The organism is Flavobacterium sp. LPB0248, from assembly GCF_013388355.1.
GTDB lineage: Bacteria > Bacteroidota > Bacteroidia > Flavobacteriales > Flavobacteriaceae > Flavobacterium.
In genome coordinates, this window is record NZ_CP058246.1 from 2,731,967 (window position 1) to 2,752,637 (window position 20,671).

Here is a 20,671-nt window from a genome sequence, read left to right on the forward strand (position 1 = left end):
ACAGTAGTCTCTCTTAAAAGCTAAGAGAGACATTGAAATAAATGTTATCAAATACAAATTTTTTTATTCACTAATGCCCCTTAGAGGATAAACAGAAGTAACAAAAAATGATTATGAAAAAACCTACTACTTTAAGAACGCTGATTTTTGTTTTAGCTCTGCTATTCAATTTTGCCTCCCACGCGCAAAATTGGGTTGCATATAATTCAAAGCTTAATTCAAGCTCGAATGAGTCTTTATTCTTAAAAGCAAATAATCAGTTTAATGGTCAATTTGGTCTTGAGAGTAACTCGCCAAATGAAGTTGGTAAACCTGCTTATGCAATGGTCAATCCAGCAATTAAGTATGCGCAATCTCCTTTTTTAGGTACAGTTTCTATCTGTCCCAATGATGGTAAAGAGCTTCCAAAATTATTCCTTTGCGGAAGTAACGAAACTAGAAAAATTGAAACAGGATTAGAAAATCCGCGATTAATTGTTTGGGAAAAATTTAAAGCAGGAGGTTCTTGTTTAAATGTTTTGAACACCAATTGTGCAAATGAAACGGCAGCCGCTTCATGTTGGACAACTGTTGGAACTGCAGTTGATTATGTGGCAAATGAAGCGGGACAATTTAGGGTTCGAATTATTGACAATGCGGGAGTACCAAATACTTTTTATTTTAACGTATATCAGAATACGCTTGACCCAGGTGCGATTGCTAAAAATGATATTATTAAATATGGTACAGGTTGTACGCTTGATGGAAAAATTACCGTTAATGGTTTTGGTGGCGGTTATGAGTACGGATTAACGACAAGTACTTCTCCACCATCTGTATGGCAGGAAAGTAATATTTTTACAGTTACATCACCTGGAAGTTATAATGTATTTATTCGATTAAAAGGAGTATCGGGTTCTTGTGATTTTAAAGTACCAAATATTGTAATCAAGAATACAGATTTTGTAGTTTCAACCCAAATAAATTCACCTAGATGTAGTGGTGAATTAGGAAGTATTAGAGTATTTAATACCGATGTAAATTTAAAATACATATACAAAATTAGTGGGCCTACAAATATTACAACTCCATCTATATCTACTCCAGAATATACTTTTAAAGATTTAGCATCTGGAACTTATACGGTAGAAACTACAATTGTGGGCGCGCCAAATTGTATGAAGGATACAAAAACAAATCAAGTTATTGTAGCTAGCCCAAATGTTTTAAAGAATACATCAAGTAGAACAAAAAATTTAACAGCTTGTACCGCTGGTACAATTACGGGATCGGCGACTGGAGGAAAAGCACCATTACGTTATTCTGTAAATATTGATGATGCAGGATTTGTAAATGTTGCGAATGTTGATAACGAAATTACTGTAGCAAAAGCAGGAACTTATGTAGTTCGAGTAGAAGATGCCAATGGATGTACTGCTGATAAAACCATTACAATAGGTTCTGTTGTAAAACCAATTTACAAAGTTGATAAAGTAGATGGAAATTGTACTGGTTTAAAAGGAAGCATTACAGTTAACGTAACAAATCCTAATGGATTTACAGATATAAAATATAGTATCAAAAATGGTGCTAGTAATAGTTTTGTAACCACACCAACATTCTCTAATTTAGATGCTGGGATTTATTATGTTGTTGTAGAATATAAGAATTCTACAACAAGCGGAAGTAACAATTCTTATTGTGTTGATCCACCAATTATGATTACAGTTGGAGCAGCCAATCCATTGTCTGCTTCTGCAGGTATTGCTGCTTTATCAGGTTGTGGTCCTGTTGGAGAAGAAGAGAAAGGTCTTGCTCGTATTGTGAACCCACAAGGAGGGATTCCTTTTGCGGGTGCAAATCCGTATAAATATAAATTTATGGATTCGCCATGGCAGGATTCAAATGAAATGTATATAAAGCCAGGTGGTCCATATACATTTAGCATAATGGATGCGGCGGGATGTACTTACGATATGAAAGACATTTATCTTGATGCAAAGCCAGCTGCTCCAGAAATTAAAATTTTGGATCCTGTATTCAATTGTGATGGTTCGGCTACTAGTACGGTTCAAGTAAATGGTGGAGTACCAGATTCAAAATACAGTTACAAATATTACATTGATGGTTTCCTTAATCCAAATACGCCGTCAAATGTATTCTTAAACGTACCTCAAGGTCCCCACACCATTACAGTAGAATATACTGTAACGAGCGTAAAAACGTATAGCAATTTATTGATTGAAGGATTCGGTAGTGGAGCACCAACTACGACTCCTGGTATTGCAGGTACATATTGCTTTAATGACCAAAGAGTTGACCCGCCATACACTTGTTCTTTAAATGGTACAGGGACACGTTCTGTAGAAGATAACCAATATTCTGTTGCAAGCGACTTTTGGAGAGGCGATGATTATTCTGGTAATACTTATACTGGTAAAGGAGCATGGTTCCATTTTAAAGATCATACTACTAGTGGTGCAGATAAAAATGGACGATTTTTATTGATCAATATCGGAAAAGCAGCGGGAGATTATGGTGTTTTGTATAGTAAAGAGATTGTTGACGTAATTCCTGATCAACCCGTTTTAATTGACCTATATGTAGGTAACTTACTTAAAAAAGGCCAAGATGGAGATTCACCAATTCTTATCTTTGAATTGGTAGATGAGAATGGAAATGTCGTTGCAACTGATAAAACAGGAAAAATTGCTGAGGATAAAAATGGTTCAGAGAGGAACAATTGGTTACTAAAATCATTAGCATTAAATCCAGGAAATAATAAAAAATTAACTTTCAAGATCCGTTCAGGAAGTACTGAATATGGAGGAAATGACTTGGTAATGGATGATATCTGGGTTCGCCAAATACCAAGAGCTTGTGGAACTGTAAAAGATTATGACATTACTATTGATCCATCAAAAAGATTCAACGCTTCTATAACAGGAGTAAAAGATGTGCTTTGTTATGGAGATAAAAATGGAGAACTTACTATTAATGCAGTAAATTTTGATCCTGCAAAAGGATTCCAGTATTCTATTGATGGAGGTCAAAACTGGTCAACAGTAAAACCAGTACCCGCTGCATCTACAGGAAGCGTTACTATTAAGAATCTAGAAAGTAAAATTTATGATATTCTCGTACGTTATGAGGATAAAGCAGAAAGCTGTAAGTGGCCATTTTCTCAAGCTATTAAAGCACCAGATGTTTTAGGCGTAACAGCAACTATTACTAAACCAGCAACATGTAAAATTGGGGCTACAATTACAGTTAAAGCAACAGGAGGAACTCCAGCTTACGAGTTTGAACTTCTAGATGCCGCCACAGATGCAGTTGTAAAACCAAGGCAGCCTGTTTCTGATGTAGTAGCGATGACTTCAGATTTTGTTGATGTACCTAAAGGGACATATAAAGTAAAAGCATATGACAAAAATGGCTGTCAAAATAATGTCGATGTTATAGTTACTGTTAACACGCCAGATCCGATTGAGGCAGTTTTAGCAACAACTTCAAACCTTTGTTATAATCCTACTGACAAAGCGACTATTGTTGTTACTGTTAAAGGTGGCACAGCTCCTTTTACTTATAGTTTAAATGGAGCACCAGCTGTAGATTCTAATACTTTCAAAGATTTAGTGCCAGGTTCTTATGTAATCACGGTAACAGATGGAAATGGTTGTACAGACGATACAGATGCAATTGTAATTGAAAAAGAACTTATTGTTTTGGCTTCGGTAACACAAACACTAAAGTGTGTGGCACCGCCAGCAACAGCTTCTGCGGTTATAACAGGTAAAATTGAAGGAGGAAAATCACCATTTGGTGTAACGCTTCTTTCTGGTCCTGGAACAGGAACATTCAATTATCCAACTTCTGATACATTTACTTTTACCGCAACAGTACCAGGTACTTATACTTTTGAAATTTCAGATTCGCAAAAGTTTGTTTGTAAAACTACCGCACAGGCAGAAATTAAAGCACCTACAAAACCAGTAGCAGCAGCAGATCCAAAAGACCCTAAATGTTTTGGTGCTGCAACAGGATCTGTTGTATTATCAGGTTCTTTAGGATCAGGAAGCGGTTATGAATATAATTTTAATAATGGTGGGTTTAAAACAAATGCAACTTACACAGGATTAAGTGCCGATATTACGTACAGCTACCAAGTTAGAGATGATAACGGTTGTGTCTCTGATGTAAAAACATTTACATTATCACAACCAACAGAATTAAAAGGTGATATTAAAGCAACTGAGATAGGATGTAACGGAAATCAAACAGTTGACGCAGTTGTTACTGTTACTGCAACCGGTGGTAATAATGCAACTTATCAGTACAGTTTTAATAACAATACAAGTTATTCTGGTAAAAATACTTTTAGTACTTCTAATGCAGGAGATGTAACAGCTTATATCAAAGATGCAAATGGTTGTGAAATAGGTCCATTAAAAATTACGATTGCCGCTAAAAATCCAATTACGATTGTCGATATTGTCTCTGATAGCGGATTAAGCTGTCCTGCTAATACAGCAACTGTTACCATAAAAGCGCAAGGTGGAGTTAGTCCAATAAAATATAAAATAATAAGCCCAACAGTTTCTGCTGAAAATACTGACGGTATATTTGCAAGTCTTAGCCCAGGATTATATACTTTTCAGGCAACAGATAAAAACGGATGTAGCCAAACTGTGGATCACACCGTATCTGGTATTCCTGCAATTAAGGTAACAGGTACTGTAGAATCTTCTGTAAAATGTTTTGGTGATAAAGGTTCTGTGCAATTTGTTGTTTCGGGAACAACTAGATTTGCTTATAACATTGTAAATAGTGCAAATGTTTCGGTAGGAAGTAATACTGATACAACAAATTTGACTATTGATTTAAATAATTTGCCAAGCAGTAATTATACTATCACTGTTACGGATAAAACTACAAATTGTCAGGCTCAATATACTGTTAATTTAACTCAGCCAGTGGCTGCATTAAATGTAAGTGCAACAGCAACAAAAATTACTTGTAAAAACGGGAAATCGGATATTACGGTAACAGTTGTTGGCGGAACTAAAAATTATGAATATGCAGTAGTAAAAAGTACTGATCCTGCACCAACAGTTTTTGGAACTAATGACGTTCTAACGGTTGATACTAATTTAGGTACAAATGTAAAATGGACTGTTTATGTAAAAGACGCAAATGGTTGTCCAGGAAACTTTACAGTTGATATAGAAAGCGAAGAAACACCAACGGTGACAGCTGTTCTAGATAGTCAGTGTGGACCTACAGGTACAGGTAATATTTTTACTATTACAGCTACTGGTAACGGATTAGCTCCTTTGAAATACAGCATAGATGGAAAAACTTTTAAATCTGGAAATACGTTTAATGTTCCAGCAGGTATTTATACAGTAACTGTAGAAGATAAAAATGGTTGTAGAGCAACTGCTCCAACAAGCATAGTGGTGAGCGAACCATTAACAGCTTTAGCATCTGTTACTAAAGGATTAGATTGTAGCCCTACTACACCAGATGCACAAATTACAGTTGACATTATAGGTGGTAAAGGATCTTATAATTATACCATTAAAAAAGGAACAGCAGTAGCTGGAGGTGTAAACACAATTGCAGCAGGACCAATCGTACTGTCTGTAACAGCAGCTAATGCGGATATTTATGAATTTGATATTACAGATGCTAACGGATGTAATGTAAAAGTTAATGCTACAGTTTTATCAATAACAAACCCTGTAGTATCTGTGAAATCTTTTGCTAATCCTAAGTGTGATGGTTATAGTGATGGTGCTGTAGAATTACAGGCAACAGGTGGATCTGGAAGTGGCTATAAATTTAATTTTAATAATCTAGGATTTAGTGATGATGCATATTATTCTAATTTACCAGAAGGAACTTATCCTTATGAAGTAATTGACGGAAAAGGATGTAAAGGCAGTGGTTCGATTACTTTAACAGCACCTGAAAAACTAATTGTTTCAGTTGATGTAGTGCCATTTTCTTGTGATGCAAACAGTGATAAAGTAAAAGGAACTGTTACTTTGAATGTTACTTCTGGAGGAACTGCACCATATAGATATAGTTTTAATGGAGGAGGTTTAAGCGCATCTCCTGGAGCTAACGTATTAACCTTAAATGATAATACTGCAGGAACAGATCAGTCTTATACTTATACAGTAACCGATGCAAACGGATGTTCTGTATCAGGTAACGGAGTTTTAAAAGCATTAAATGCTCCTAAAATTCTTGAAATTAAAGGAACTCCTATTCTTTGTGAGCCATCAACAAGTGCTAAGAGTATAGTTACAGTTACAAAAGTTGCTTTAACAGGTGTAGATCCTGTGACTTATGCTATTATTGAACCTGCTTCTGAGACAGGAAATGTTACTGGAGCAACTTCAGGACAATTTAAAGATTTACCAGTAGGAATTTATAAATTTAAAGTTACCGACGATAACGGATGTTTTGCTATTGGCACTTACGAAGTTAAACCAGTTGTAAATATAGATCTTAATGCTTCTATCTCTAAACAAGTGTATTGTAAAGATGATAATAGCGGAGTAATTGTATTAAATGTTACTGGCTTTAATACAACTTATAAATATAGTATTAATGGTGTAGAGACTTTAAACGTTTCAGGATCAACGATTACGATACCTAATTTGGCTGATGGAGTCTATGACATCGTTGTTACTGATGAAGAAACTGGATGTAAAGATGATGCACAATTAACAATTACAGAACCAGTTAAGGCATTGACTGCTGTAATAGACCAAAAAAATGCGAACTGTAAATCTACAACGTCTAAAATTACAGTGACTGCAGATGGAGGAACTGGAACTTATAGTTATGCTTTTGTACAAGATGGAACTGATCCTTCAACAAAATATCAAGCAAGTAACATAGCAGATCTTGGTGTAACTCCAACTCCAGATTGGGATGTTTGGGTAAAAGACGCAAACGGATGTACATTTAAAATTGATGTGACTGTTAAAGTAGATGATGCTCCTACAGTTACTGCTTCGGCTGTTGGACAATGTTTAGGAGATGGCGATTACACCATAACAGCAAACGGCTCTGGAGTAGGAACTTTAGAGTATAGCATTGATGGTACAAATTTTAAAACAGATAATAAATTTATCGTAACAGTTGCTAAAGATTATACTATAACTGTAAGAGACGGAAATGGTTGTATTGCAACTACAACTGCTCCAATACATGTTTATGATAAAGTAACTTTAAGCGCTAAAATAGACAAGAACATTACTTGTACTGTTGGTAGCGAAGCGGCTATAATTACATTAATTCCTGGTGGAGGAAAACCTGGATATACATATACAAGTAATCCAACTACCGGAACTTTTACAAGTCCAGGAGTATTTGAGACTACAACACAAGGAAATTATTTATTTACAGTAACTGATGCAAATGGTTGTTCTGCAACGATACCAAATGCTGTAATTATTAAAACGCCAACAACTCCAGTAATTACATCTGTAACTCCAGTAAATATTTTATGTAATGGAGCTACTACAGGTGCGCTTACTATAGTTTATGATAATACTCAAGGAGTAGGTCCATTTGATATTAATGTTAAACAATATCAAGATGCTGCCCATACTATGTTCGTTAATGATTTTGGTACACAAACTACAGGATTACCTGCAGGTTATTATGTAGTAACCTTAAAAGATTTTAATGATTGTACAGTTACAGCATCTGCACAAATAAAAGAACCAGATCCAATTAAGGTTGTTTATACTACTGAACCACTTAAATGTACTGGTAAAGGAATTACCCAAGGTAGTATCACTATTCAGCAGGTGACTGGTGGAACACCAAATTATAGTTATATTGTAACTGGTATTAATAATTATTACAAAAGAATTGACAATCAAAATGGTAGTGCACGTTTTGAAATTGTAGATTTCGGCTTATACCAGATTAGGGTTGAAGATAGTAAAGGTTGCGCGCCTTTTATTATTGATGATGTTTTAATTGCAGCACCAGTAACTGAATTAGGAATTAAAGTTTCTACAACTGCAGATTGTACTAATGGAGGTAAAGCTACAGTTGAAATTTTAGGTGCTTTTGCTGGAACTGGAGCTTTTCATTTTAATATTTACAATGGAACTCCTCAAACATGGATTAAACCAGCTAATCCAACAGATCCAACAGATCCAGATGTAATCACAAACAAAGCAAATGGATGGATAGATGAAACGTTCCCAGGAAGTAAAGTAGCAGAATTTACAGGTCTTACGCCAGGTAAAACATATACTTTTATCATTTACGATGAAAGTACAGAATGCTATTATTTCCAAACGTCAAAAGACCCTATTCCAAGTACGTCAACATTAGCAATAGAAAGTTTTACTCCACAAAACATTACATGTAAGGGAGCAAATAATGGAAATGTAAGTTTTGATATTACAAGTCCTTATGCTACTTCTGTAGATGTTAAATATGAAATTTTTAGTGCATTTACGAATATTTTAATGGGTACTGCTGGAACAGCAACAATTCCAGCTGGTGCAACAGTTACAGTAAACCCTGCATCGTCAGTACCACTACCAGTAGGAACGTATTATGTTTTAATAACAGAAACTTCAGGTGGAAATAGTGGCTGTGGAGTTCCTTCTGTGAATTTTAATATCAAAGAATCAACGGAATTATTGACAGTTACTGCTTCTGTTGCTAAAGACGCTAATTGTAAAAATTTATCAGGAATAATTACAGCTAATGCAGTTGGCGGAACTCCTTTCGTTCCAGTTCTCCCAGCTACAGGACCAGCATATTTCAAATACATGCTGTTATTAGAAACAGATGCAGCACCTACAGATCCAAAAGATACGCGTTGGGTTACTAATAGCACTTTCTTTGCAAATGCAGGAAGTTATACTGTATATGCATTAGATGCTTATGGATGTATCGCAGACTTTGATGTTGTTTTAACTAAAGATGCAGATCCTGTTGTTACTTTGCCTGCACCGTTTTGTTATGACGGAGCTACGCCATTTACAATTACAGTAACAGGTACAACTGATCCATCAATTGTTGATGGACCAACATATAGTGTTAACGGAAGTGCTTTCAGTACAAATCCAGATTTCGAGTTCAATGCGGCCGGAAATTACAATTTAACAATAAAAGATGGTAATGGCTGTACAGACACTAAACGTTTTGTGGTATATCCGCAATTGAAACTAAAAGTGGAGAAGAAAAAAGGTTTAGATTGTACTCCGACACCAAATGCTCAGATAGAACTTACAGCTTCGGGTGGAGAAGGATCTTCTTATGTTCTTGAATACTCTACAAATGGTGGTGGTTTATATTTACCAGTAACATTTTCTACAGGAAATATTTTCGAAGCTACTGTATCAGGTAATTATATCTTTAGACTTACAGATACAGGAAACCCTGCAACTCCATCTTGTTTTGTAACAGAGACGTTGAAAATAGATGCAATTCCTGCAATCACATTCGATACAATTGAGACTAACTTAACTTGTGAAAACAGTGGTAACGGTTCAATTACAGTTAATGTTACTGGCGGAGTGGGACCTTTTAAATTCACATTGACAGATGGTACAAATACTTGGGGGCCTCAAGATGAAAGTGAATTTAGAGATTTAGCAGCAGGAACAAATTATACGGTTACAGTGCAAGATGGTACTTCATGTCAATTACAAGAAAATAATATTGTAATTACAGAGCCTAAAGCTTTAAAGGCAACTGCTTCAGTTGCACCTTTCAACTGTGATCCAGCAAATAATGCTGTTCGTAAAGCAATTGTAACAATTAATGTTACGGCTGGTACAGGCACAGGGGGTTACAAGTATAAGTTCGGTACAGCTACGACTTATGATGACAATAATACATTAAGTGTTGATAGTAATTTTACAGGTGTAAAAACAATTAGTTATTCTGTTCAGGATAAAAACTTATGTGTATTCAACGGTACAGTAGATGTAGATGCATACAAAAAACTTAATGCATTAGCAATTACAGGAACTGATGTTACTTGTATAGCTACAAAATCAGATGTAACGGTTGTCGCAAGTGGCGGTTATCCAGGTTACACTTATGAAATTGTTTCTCCTGCATCTGCGATAGGAAACACTACTGGTGCGACATCAGGAATTTTCACAGGTCTTGATCCAGATACATACAGATTCAAAGCAACAGACAGCAACGGATGTTCAATTGAAGGGGATCACACAGTGGACCGTGTCGTAAATATTACAGCTTCTGGTGCAAACGTGAAAAACGTAGATTGTAATGAAACACCAGCACAATCTAATGGTACGGTTGCATTTACGATTGCAAACTTTAAAGGCACATATAACTACAATATAAGCGGACCTTCAACAGGTACGGCGACAAAAGTTAATTACTTAGGTTACGATGTAATTACTGTAACAGGACTTTCTGTAGGAAAATATACAATAGATATTTTAGATTCAGTAACTGGTTGTACGGCTTCAGCAGAAGCAGATGTAGATCAGCCAGCAGACCCAATTGCAATTTCTATAGTAAGCAATACACATGCTAATTGTAGATTTGGCGCAAAAGTTACTGTAAAAGGTGAAGGTGGTACTATTGGTACTGGATACAAATATGCATTTGCAGCTGATGGAGCGACTCCAGTGTTTGGTGCTAACGCAAGCAGCGTTTTAGATCCATCAAAAACTTGGATAGCTTACGTTCAAGACGTTAATAATTGTACTGCAGAAATTCCAATCCCAATTGTAGTAGATCCAAACCCTACTATTGATAGTGTTAGTAATGTATGTTATACAGGTGACCCAATAACAGTTACCCTTTCTGGAACTGTAGCGACTGGAACTGGCGCACCTAGATATAACATAGGAAACGGTTGGACTTATGATAATACTTTCAGATTAGACGCTCCAGGGAAATATGAATTCTCAATAATGGATGGTAATGGTTGTACTTCAGTTACGAAGTTTGAGTACACATTAAACCAAGAATTATTGTTAACAGCAACTTTACAAGATGATATCACTTGTAAACCAGGTGCTGCAGGAGACGCTGTGATCGATCTAGTAGCAACTCAAGGAGCATATACATTACCTTATAAAACTATTCAATATTCTACAGACGGTATTACATTTAATGATGTTCCTTCTGTACCGTTTACAACAAATGTTGCAGGAACTTATACATTTAGAGTAGAAGATGCAGCGGGTTGCGTGGCAGTTTCTAAAGAAGTAATTGTTTCTGACAAAACAACTCCTGAGTTTACATTCACTAAAAAAGATATTAGCTGTTTTGGAGATAACAACGGAAGTTTTGCCATTACACCAAGCGGCGGTCGTGAACCATATCAGTATAGTATTGATGGTGGAATAAATTATGATCCTTTGAAAAGCGAATATATTGGCTTAGCTCCTGGAACGTACCATGTTTATGTAAAAGATGTAAAAGAATGTGTTGTTACTCACGATATTATTATAGATGAGCCAGCTCAATTATTGGTAACTCCTGTTGTAACTCCATTTGGATGTAGTACTACTAATGATACCGTTGATGCTGTAGTAAGACTTGATGCTACATTTGGTACAGCACCGTACAGCTATAGTTTTGATAATGGAAAAACGTTTTCAGACAAGGATATTAGTATCACGGTTAATACTGCAAAAACAATTAAATATGTTGTAGTAGATAAAAACGGATGTAGAGTTTTTGGAGACGCGATTGTAAACTCTTACAACCCGCCAAAAGAAATTACTCTAGATGCAACACCTATCTATTGCAATACCCCTCTAGGTGAAACAACAGTAACGGTTACAAGTGTTACTGGACCACCAGCAGGAACAGCTTATACTTATGAAATTACAAGTCCAGCTGCTTTTGTAGTGTCTAATCATACAGGAGTGTTCCCTAAATTAGTAGCGGGTAATGTATATGAATTTAAAGTAACAGACGATGCTTCTCATTGTTATGCAACAGGTTCTATTGAAATTAAGAAAGCATCAGAAATCAGTGTAACGGAACAATCATCGAACGATGTTTTCTGTAACGGAGATAGTACAGGAGCTATTACATTTGAAATTAGCGACTATATAACAGCAGGACAATACGATTATAACTTAAGTCCAAATCCGTTAGCGATAGTGCCAGTTCAAGTTGGAGATGTTGTTACATATTCAGGTTTAGGATCGGGAACTTATACGTTCACAGTAACAGATAAGATCTCTGGTTGTACAGATGCAGTGACTGATTTCTTGATTAATCAGCCAGCAAATCCTCTTGATTTCACAGCAGTTGCTACAGACATTAACTGTAATAAGAAAACGTCATTAATAACAGTAACAGTTACGAACGGTACAGGAACGCCAGGTTACAAATATGCAGTATTAGAGTCAGGTGATACATCTATTCCAGTTTATGGAGACAGTAATGTACTTGAAGTAGATACTAATAACGGAACAAAACTTGCGTGGGATGTTTATGTGAAAGATTTGAACAATTGTTCTCTTACAAAAGTTCAGAATATTTCAACAGCACCGCTGCCAGGAGGTATTACGATTGATCCTTACAGCCAATGTAAAGATGACCTTACAGGTAAATATACATTTACGGTAAGAGTAGCTTCAGGTGTCGGACCATTTAAATACAGTTTAAACGGTATTGATTTCCAAGACAGCGAAATTTTTATAGTAGATAATGCTGGTACTTATACTATAACTGTAATGGATGCTAATGGTTGTAAAGTTACAGCGCCAACACCGGTAATCATTGGAGAACCATTAGTATTAAATTACAAATACGAAATATTACCAAGCTGTGACGAAAATGACGGAGAAATTACAGTTTGGGCAACAGGAGGTTCGTCTAGTACAAACTATGTTTATACATTAGATAACAACGGTTTCCCACAAACAGGTGCTACTTATAAATTTGATAAAATTTCGTCTGGATATCACTTTATCGAAGTAGTAGATACAGCTACGGGATGTAAAGACAAAGTAGATTTTACAATAAACCCAGCATTACCAGTTTCTGGATTTAAAGTAACAGGAACAGGAGTAACTTGTTTTGGTAACACAAACGGAACGATTACAGCTTCAATTACAGCTGGAACAGATAACGACAATCCTATCATGTACCAATTAAAAGGTACAACAAAAGGAAGTCCAGTGCCAGATGTTAATCTGCCAGCACAAGAGAGTGGTTCTTTCATCAATCTTAAACCGGGAGATTATACAGTAACTGCTATTTCTAGAAGAGGTTGTAAAACACCGTTACCGTTTAGAGTAACTGAACCAGATCTTATTACGGTTGAACCACCAGTGGTAAGTCAATATAAATGTACAGCTGATAACACGTCTAACTACGCTACAGTTACTGTAGATATGAGCAAGATTTTAGGTGGATCAGGTACATATACATACTTCCAGTTTATTAAAAACGGAACAGATATCGTTTATGAGGGACCTTCTAACGTATACACTGAAACGGATTACTCTGGAGGAAAATATACTGTAAATGTATTTGACAATAAAGGATGTATGGGTACATCTCTAGAAAGTGAAGTATTCCCATTCGTTGCAATGGATAGAATTGATGTGGCAATTACGCCAATAACTTGTGCAGTAAACGAAAGCATAGTAGTTAGCGTAAAAGCATTTGATGGTAGTACAATAACACCTTTAGAGTATACAGTTACAGGAGTAAAAGGAACTGTATATAATCAAACAAGTACAAATGGTTCATTTACAGGTTTAGCAATAGGACAATATGTAATCTCGGTAAGAAATCCATTAACTGGATGTATTATTAAGAAAGATCATTTTGTTAACGATCCAAATACATTTGATTTAAATGTAGAAAACTATAGCAACATCACATGTTATGGAGTTTTTGATGGAAGTGTAGATTTAGTTCTAGTAGATAATTTAAAAGTGCCAACTGATGATGCAGGCCAATTTAATTATACTATTACAGATAATTTAGGAAACCCAGTTACAGGAGGAAGTAGTGATGCAACAGGAAAAGTAACTGTAAGCGGATTAAAAGCTGGAAATTATAATGTAAAAGCGGTTCTTGTTGGCCCACCATATTGTGAGGTTGAGACAAGTTTTACAATTCTGCAGCCAGTAAAAGCACTTGAGATTTTTGAGACACACAACCCAATTTCTTGTATACCAGGAAATGACGGAAGAATTGTAATCTCTGCAGATGGAGGATGGCCAGGATTTTACCAATATGAATTGACTGGACCAGTAAATTCATTATACTCTGATGTATTTGAATTTACAGATTTACCAGCGGGAACTTATACATTAAAAGTAAAAGATCTTGGAGGATGTGAGGCAATAACTACTGTAAAATTAGATAACCCGCAGCCTATTACAGCAACCGCTACAGCAACCGCAACAATGTTGTCTTGCTATGGAGCTACTGATGGAATAATTACAGTTTCTGGTGTAACAGGAGGTCAAGGAAGTAACTATGCGTACATCTTAAATATGTTATCAGCTACTCCAGTTATCTCTACTGCGTCTCAAGATTCACCAATCTTTACAGGATTAGGAGCAGGAAGATATTCAGTAACTATTGTAGACCCGCTTAATTGCGAAGGAACTACTGTAGAGGTTACAATCAATGAACCAACAGAAATTGTTCCAACGTTAGAAATGGCTACAGGAATTACTTGTAAAACTGATGCAACGTTAACATTAACAGCTGTTGGAGGAACAGGAACTTACGAGTATAGTGCTGATAAAAACTTTACAACTGTATTAGGTACATTGCCAGCAACGTTCCCAGTTTCAGTTGGAGATCATCAGTACTTTGTAAGAGATACTAACGGATGTATTTCATCTATCTCTAACAACGTAACTATAGACCAGTTAGAACCTTTAACTTTAGATGTAGACTTAAGCAATGCTGTTGTTTACTGTAAAGGAGATTCAACTGCTGCGATAGATGCAGTAGCAAGCGGAGGTTTAACAAATTATGTATATACTTTATTTGATGGCAATGGTAATCAATTAAGACCAGCACAATCTGAAGGATATTTTGATCTGCTTCCTCAAGGAACTTATGTAGTACGTGTAGATAGTGGAGATTGTCAATATGATTCGGCTGCAATTGTAATTACCGAACCTAATGAAGGACTTGCAGTTACTTCTAGTGCAGTTGATGCAACATGTTTCGCTGCAAATGATGGAAAAATTACAGTTACTGCAACAGGTGGTACAGGTGTTATTAAATATGCTATTTCACCTAATTTAGGTTTATTCGATGACAAATCAGTATTTGATCGTTTAGCTCCAGGTAAGTATACGATTTTAGTACAAGACGAAAATTCTTGTTTCAGAATCCTTGAGCATGAGATCAAAGAACCAAAGTTATTAGAAGCAAAAGTTCTTGGTCCAATTGTACAGGAAATTTGTGACGGTGATAAAGATGGAGAATTCAGTATTGAAATTTCTGGCGGAACACCTCCTTACACTGTAAGCCTAGATAACGAGAACGGAACTTATGTAGCAGTAAATGGTACTCAACATACATTTAGCGCATTAAAAGGCGGTATTCACAATGTTTACATTAAAGACGCTAGTTGTTTGACAATGTTAGAAGTAACGATGGATAAAGCCGTTATTCTTAACCCAACTGCAGAAGTTCAATACGACTGTGTGGACAACAAACAGGCAAACATGGTAATCGTTACTATTGATAAATCTAATAATCCTACAGATGTAGATTATTCATTAGATAATAGCGGTGTTTATCAGCCAAGTGAAATCTTTACTAATGTTGCTGCTGGTGATCACACCATCGTTGCAAGACATACTAACGGATGTGAAGTGCGTACTCCAGTGTTTACTGTAGAGGCAGTTGCAGAATTAGGCGTAATAGATGTTACAAACCAAAGCAAAGACATCAACACTATTGTTGTAAAAGCTTCTGGTGGAGTTGCTCCTTATGAATACAGTTTCAATGGGGAACCATTTACATCATCTAATAGCTATAGAATTTATAAAACAGGTATTTATAAAGTAGTTGTTAGAGACAAAAATGGTTGTGAAGCTACGATAGATGTAGAAGGAATTTTCTATGACTTCTGTATGCCTAACTACTTTACACCTAATGGTGACGGTGATGGAGACAATATTGGACCTGGTTGTGGTGCATTAGCTTACAAAGAATTGACATTCGATATTTATGATAGATATGGTAGAGTAGTAGCGAAATACCGTGTAAATGGAAAATGGGATGGAAGATATCATGGAAGCGAACTGCCTACAGGAGATTACTGGTATGTTCTTAAATTAAATGATCCGAAAGATCCAAGAGAATTTGTTGGACATTTCACATTATACAGATAACAAAATTATAGCCCCAATGATGTTGTCTAAAAAAATTAATACAATGAAAAAGTTTATTTTATCCTTAGTACTCATGGCTGTAACTACAAGTTACAGCCAAGAGTTAAACCTACCAGTGTTTACCCAGTATTTAGCTGATAACCCTTTTATTCTTTCTCCTGCGTATGCTGGTATTGGAGATAATCTCCGTATTAGAGCCAACGGTTTGACACAGTGGGTCGGAATTAAAGATGCGCCAGACAACCAATCATTGTATGCAGATTTTCGTCTTTTAGATCGTTCGGGAGTAGGTATTTCATTCTATAATGATAGCAACGGTAATACAAGGCAAACTGGAGCAAAAGTTTCTTTTGCGCACCACTTGATTTTAGATTATCGTACAGAACAGTATTTATCTTTTGGTATCTCTTACAACTTTAATAGTTTCCGTATTGAGACTGGAAATTTTAATGACGGTAGTAACGGAAATCCGCCAGTTGGTGGACAACAGCCAACAGACAATCGCTATAGTGCTAATAATAACTTTGATATTAGTGCTTTGTATCGTAATAGAGGGTTTTATTTAAGTTTCAATGCCAATAACGTATTAAAAAAGAATATTAGTCTTGAAAGAGTAAATGAACCAGATCTTTTATCAAATTTTCAGGTATATTCTGGATTTACTTTTAAAGATGGAGAAAACAGACGAATCGAATACGAACCATCAGTTTTCTTACAATACTTTGCAAGTGACCAGCGTTCTACAACCGATTTTAACTTTAAGTACAGACGTTATAATCGTTACGAAGATTATTATTGGATTGGAGTTTCATATCGTTTCTTAAACGACCAGTTCCCAAAACCTTTGGCAATGGGACCAATGGCTGGTTTTATGAAATCTAAATTCTATTTTGCATACTCTTATCAATTGATGTTTAATGGTCTTGGAAGCTACAATTCAGGAACGCATTCTATCACAATCGGATTCGATTTCTTGCAATCTATCAGTAACTGTCCTTGTACACAAAGTCCCGTTCGAGATTAAACAAGTAATTTTATCATTTTTGAGAATAAATTTGTTTATTTTCATAAATTACAACGTTTTCGTTTTTATTGTTCGATTATTTTTGCTTTTTTGAAATTTAGACTACTGTAAAAGTTCTATATTTGTTATTCTTTCAAAAAATTAAAAAAATTAGCAGATGAAAACTTTAAACGATTTCGATTTTAAAAATAAAAAAGCAATTATCCGTGTTGACTTCAACGTGCCATTGGATGAAAATTTTAATGTAACAGATACGACACGTATTGAGGCTGCAAAACCAACAATCGATACTATTTTAGCACAAGGCGGAAGCGTGATTTTAATGTCACACCTTGGAAGACCAAAAGGAGCAGAAGAGAAATACTCTCTAAAACATATTCTAAAAACAGCTTCTGATATTTTAGGAGTTCAAGTAAAATTTGCTGAAAACTGCGTTGGAGAACCAGCTCAGACTGCCGCAAAAGATTTAAAACCAGGTGAAGTTCTTTTATTAGAAAATTTACGTTTTCATGCTGAAGAAGAAGCTGGAGATGTAGCTTTCGCTAAAGAATTAGCTTCTCTTGGAGATATTTATGTAAACGATGCATTTGGTACAGCTCACAGAGCGCACGCATCGACTACAATTATTGCACAGTTTTTTCCAAACGATAAATGTTTCGGAACATTATTGGCAAAAGAAATTGACAGTTTAAATAAAGTTCTTAAAAACAGTGAAAAACCTGTAACTGCTGTTCTTGGAGGTTCTAAAGTTTCTTCTAAAATCACCGTTATCGAAAATATCCTAGATAAAGTAGATCACATGATTATTGGAGGAGGAATGACTTTTACTTTCATTAAAGCTCAAGGCGGAAAAATTGGAGAGTCTATCTGCGAAGATGACAAACTAGATTTAGCTCTTGAAATTTTGAGATTAGCAAAAGAAAAAAATGTTCAGGTTCATATTCCTGTTGATGTTATTGCTGCAGACGATTTCTCAAACAATGCAAACACGAAGGTTGTAGATGTAACTGCAATTCCTGACGGATGGCAAGGTTTAGATGCAGGTCCAAAATCTTTAGAAAACTTCAAAAAGGTTATTTTAGAGTCAAAAACAATTCTTTGGAATGGTCCATTAGGAGTTTTTGAAATGGAAACGTTCTGTAAAGGAACAATCGCATTAGGAGATTATATCGCAGAAGCTACAGCAAATGGAGCATTTTCATTAGTTGGTGGTGGAGATTCTGTTGCAGCAGTAAAACAGTTCGGATTTGAAGATAAAATGAGCTACGTTTCCACTGGTGGCGGGGCTATGCTAGAAATGTTAGAAGGAAGAATTTTACCTGGAATCGCTGCGATTTTAGACTAAAAAATCACAATTAACATTTTTTTAAACACTTTTCTTCGATAAAGGGCTTAGATTTGCAAAAATACAACTCTTGTAATTATTTGAATTACAGAATTTTAAAAAAATGTTATATGATTGTAAAGAAATTATCGTTAGTGGTTTCGGCTTTCTTTTCGCTTGCTGTCTGTGCACAGGAAACGGCAAAGGCAGATGTAGAACTGAAGCCAGAGGTTAAACTTTCATATTTAGATTCTATTAAAAGCACATTCAAAAAGAACGATCTTGCTACAAAAGTAGATAGTCTTTGGATGAACGAATTAGTAAGTCTCGATATTTATGATGATCTGACCAAAGACATTCAAACCATCAATAAAGATGTTACTGTCGATGAAGAACTCCCAACCGAACTGCTAAAACAGCGTTTGGCGGCGATGAATCAGAAATCACCTTTTGAGATACAATACAATCAAGGTTTAGAAAATATAATAAAGTCATTTCTTAAGAATCGTAAAAAATCGTTTTCTCGATTAATGGCTTTATCAGAATATTATTTCCCAATCTTCGAGGATGCTTTTGCCAAACAAAACGTTCCTTTGGAAATAAAATATTTAGCCGTTGTAGAATCTGCTTTAAATCCTAAAGCAGTTTCTAAAATGGGCGCTACGGGACTTTGGCAGTTTATGTACGGAACCGGAAAACAATACGCTTTAAAAATCGATTCTTATATCGACGAAAGAAGTGATCCCCTTAAAGCTACAGCTGCAGCATCAGAATACATGACCAAAATGTTCAATATTTTTGGCGACTGGGAACTGGTTCTAGCTTCTTACAATTCAGGTCCAGGAAATGTTACCAAAGCAATTCGTCGTTCTGGCGGAAAAACAAAATACTGGGACATTCGTAATTATCTTCCAAAAGAAACTCAAGGTTACGTGCCAGCTTTCTTAGCAACAATGTACCTTTTTGAATATCACAAAGAACACGGAATCAATCCAGAAAGAGCTGTAGTTAAAAACTTTGAAACCGATACGATAGCAGTCAAAAATCAAATGTCTTTCAAACAGATTGCCGATTTATTAGATATGCCACAATCTCAAATTCAGCTTTTAAATCCATCGTATAAAATGGGAGTTGTGCCTTTTTACCAAGGAGAACAGCATTTTATCCGTCTTCCAAAAGATAAAGTAGCAACATTTGTTTCAAACGAAGATCAGATTTATGCTTACGTAAAGCATGATACAGAGTTTAGAGCAACATCATCTAGATTAGCGGTAAAATATGCTCCAAAAGCGAAACCTGCGGTTGCAAAACCTGCAGCGGTTGAAAGCGGTGATTTTGAATTTTATAAAGTTCGAAAAGGAGATAATTTAGGCGCAATTGCATCTAAATATAATGTTAGCATTAGCGAGTTGAAAAAATGGAATAATCTGAAAACAAATGCTGTCGCTATTGGAAGAAGTCTAAAGATTAAATCTGAAGAAGAAGTTCCAGTTAAAACTACTCCTATCATAGACAGAAAAGAAGAAGCAATCGCTTCTGCTGATGAAAAAAATAAGTCAACAGCGGTAGATATGGACTATGTTGTAGTAGCTGGAGATAATTTAGGCAGTATTGCAAAGAAATTCGGTACGACTATTGCGGAGTTAAAAGAACTTAATAATTTAACTTCAAATAACATTGGTTTAGGAAAAACACTGATTATTTCTAAAGCAGCAATAGTTATAGAAGAGCCTGTTTCAACAGCAATTGCATCAAACTCGGTTGATTCATTCAAGAAAAAAGCACCTTCTAAAAATGTAAGTGAAGATTATTACGTTAAAAAAGGAGATTCTTTATACAGCATTTCTAAAAAATATCCTGGAGTAACAATTTCAGATATTAAAAAATGGAATGGTATTAAAGATGAAGATATTAAACCGGGAATGAAACTTAAAATAAACGGATAAATAGAATATTCTTATTAAATTTGGG

General features: G+C 35.5%; 4 protein-coding genes. All 4 read left to right on the forward strand.

The features are described 5' to 3' along the window. Window positions 1-113: 113 nt before the first annotated feature. The 4 genes from LPB248_RS11415 (at window position 114) to LPB248_RS11430 (ending at window position 20,646) form a co-directional block, all read left to right on the forward strand. A complete protein-coding gene (locus LPB248_RS11415; protein ID WP_177211543.1) occupies window positions 114-16,352 on the forward strand; it encodes a T9SS type B sorting domain-containing protein in 16,239 nt (5,412 codons plus the stop codon). A gap of 43 nt (window positions 16,353-16,395) precedes the next feature. Then, entirely contained in the window at window positions 16,396-17,376 is a 981-nt protein-coding gene (locus tag LPB248_RS11420) for a type IX secretion system membrane protein PorP/SprF (protein ID WP_255462930.1), read from the forward strand. A gap of 157 nt (window positions 17,377-17,533) precedes the next feature. Next, window positions 17,534-18,721 (forward strand): phosphoglycerate kinase, encoded by a 1,188-nt coding sequence (locus LPB248_RS11425; protein ID WP_177211545.1) that lies wholly within the window; start codon window positions 17,534-17,536, stop codon window positions 18,719-18,721. 110 nt (window positions 18,722-18,831) lie between these two features. After that, complete coding sequence (locus LPB248_RS11430) at window positions 18,832-20,646, forward strand: LysM peptidoglycan-binding domain-containing protein (RefSeq protein WP_177211546.1); 1,815 nt, start codon at window positions 18,832-18,834, stop codon at window positions 20,644-20,646. Window positions 20,647-20,671: the final 25 nt, after the last annotated feature.

Bases quoted from the DNA above. Each gene is read 5' to 3' on its own strand.
- LPB248_RS11415 (WP_177211543.1), top strand. From the start codon at position 114: ATGAAAAAACCTACTACTTTAAGAACGCTGATTTTTGTTTTAGCTCTG.
- LPB248_RS11420 (WP_255462930.1), top strand. From the start codon at position 16,396: ATGAAAAAGTTTATTTTATCCTTAGTACTCATGGCTGTAACTACAAGT.
- LPB248_RS11425 (WP_177211545.1), top strand. From the start codon at position 17,534: ATGAAAACTTTAAACGATTTCGATTTTAAAAATAAAAAAGCAATTATC.
- LPB248_RS11430 (WP_177211546.1), top strand. From the start codon at position 18,832: ATGATTGTAAAGAAATTATCGTTAGTGGTTTCGGCTTTCTTTTCGCTT.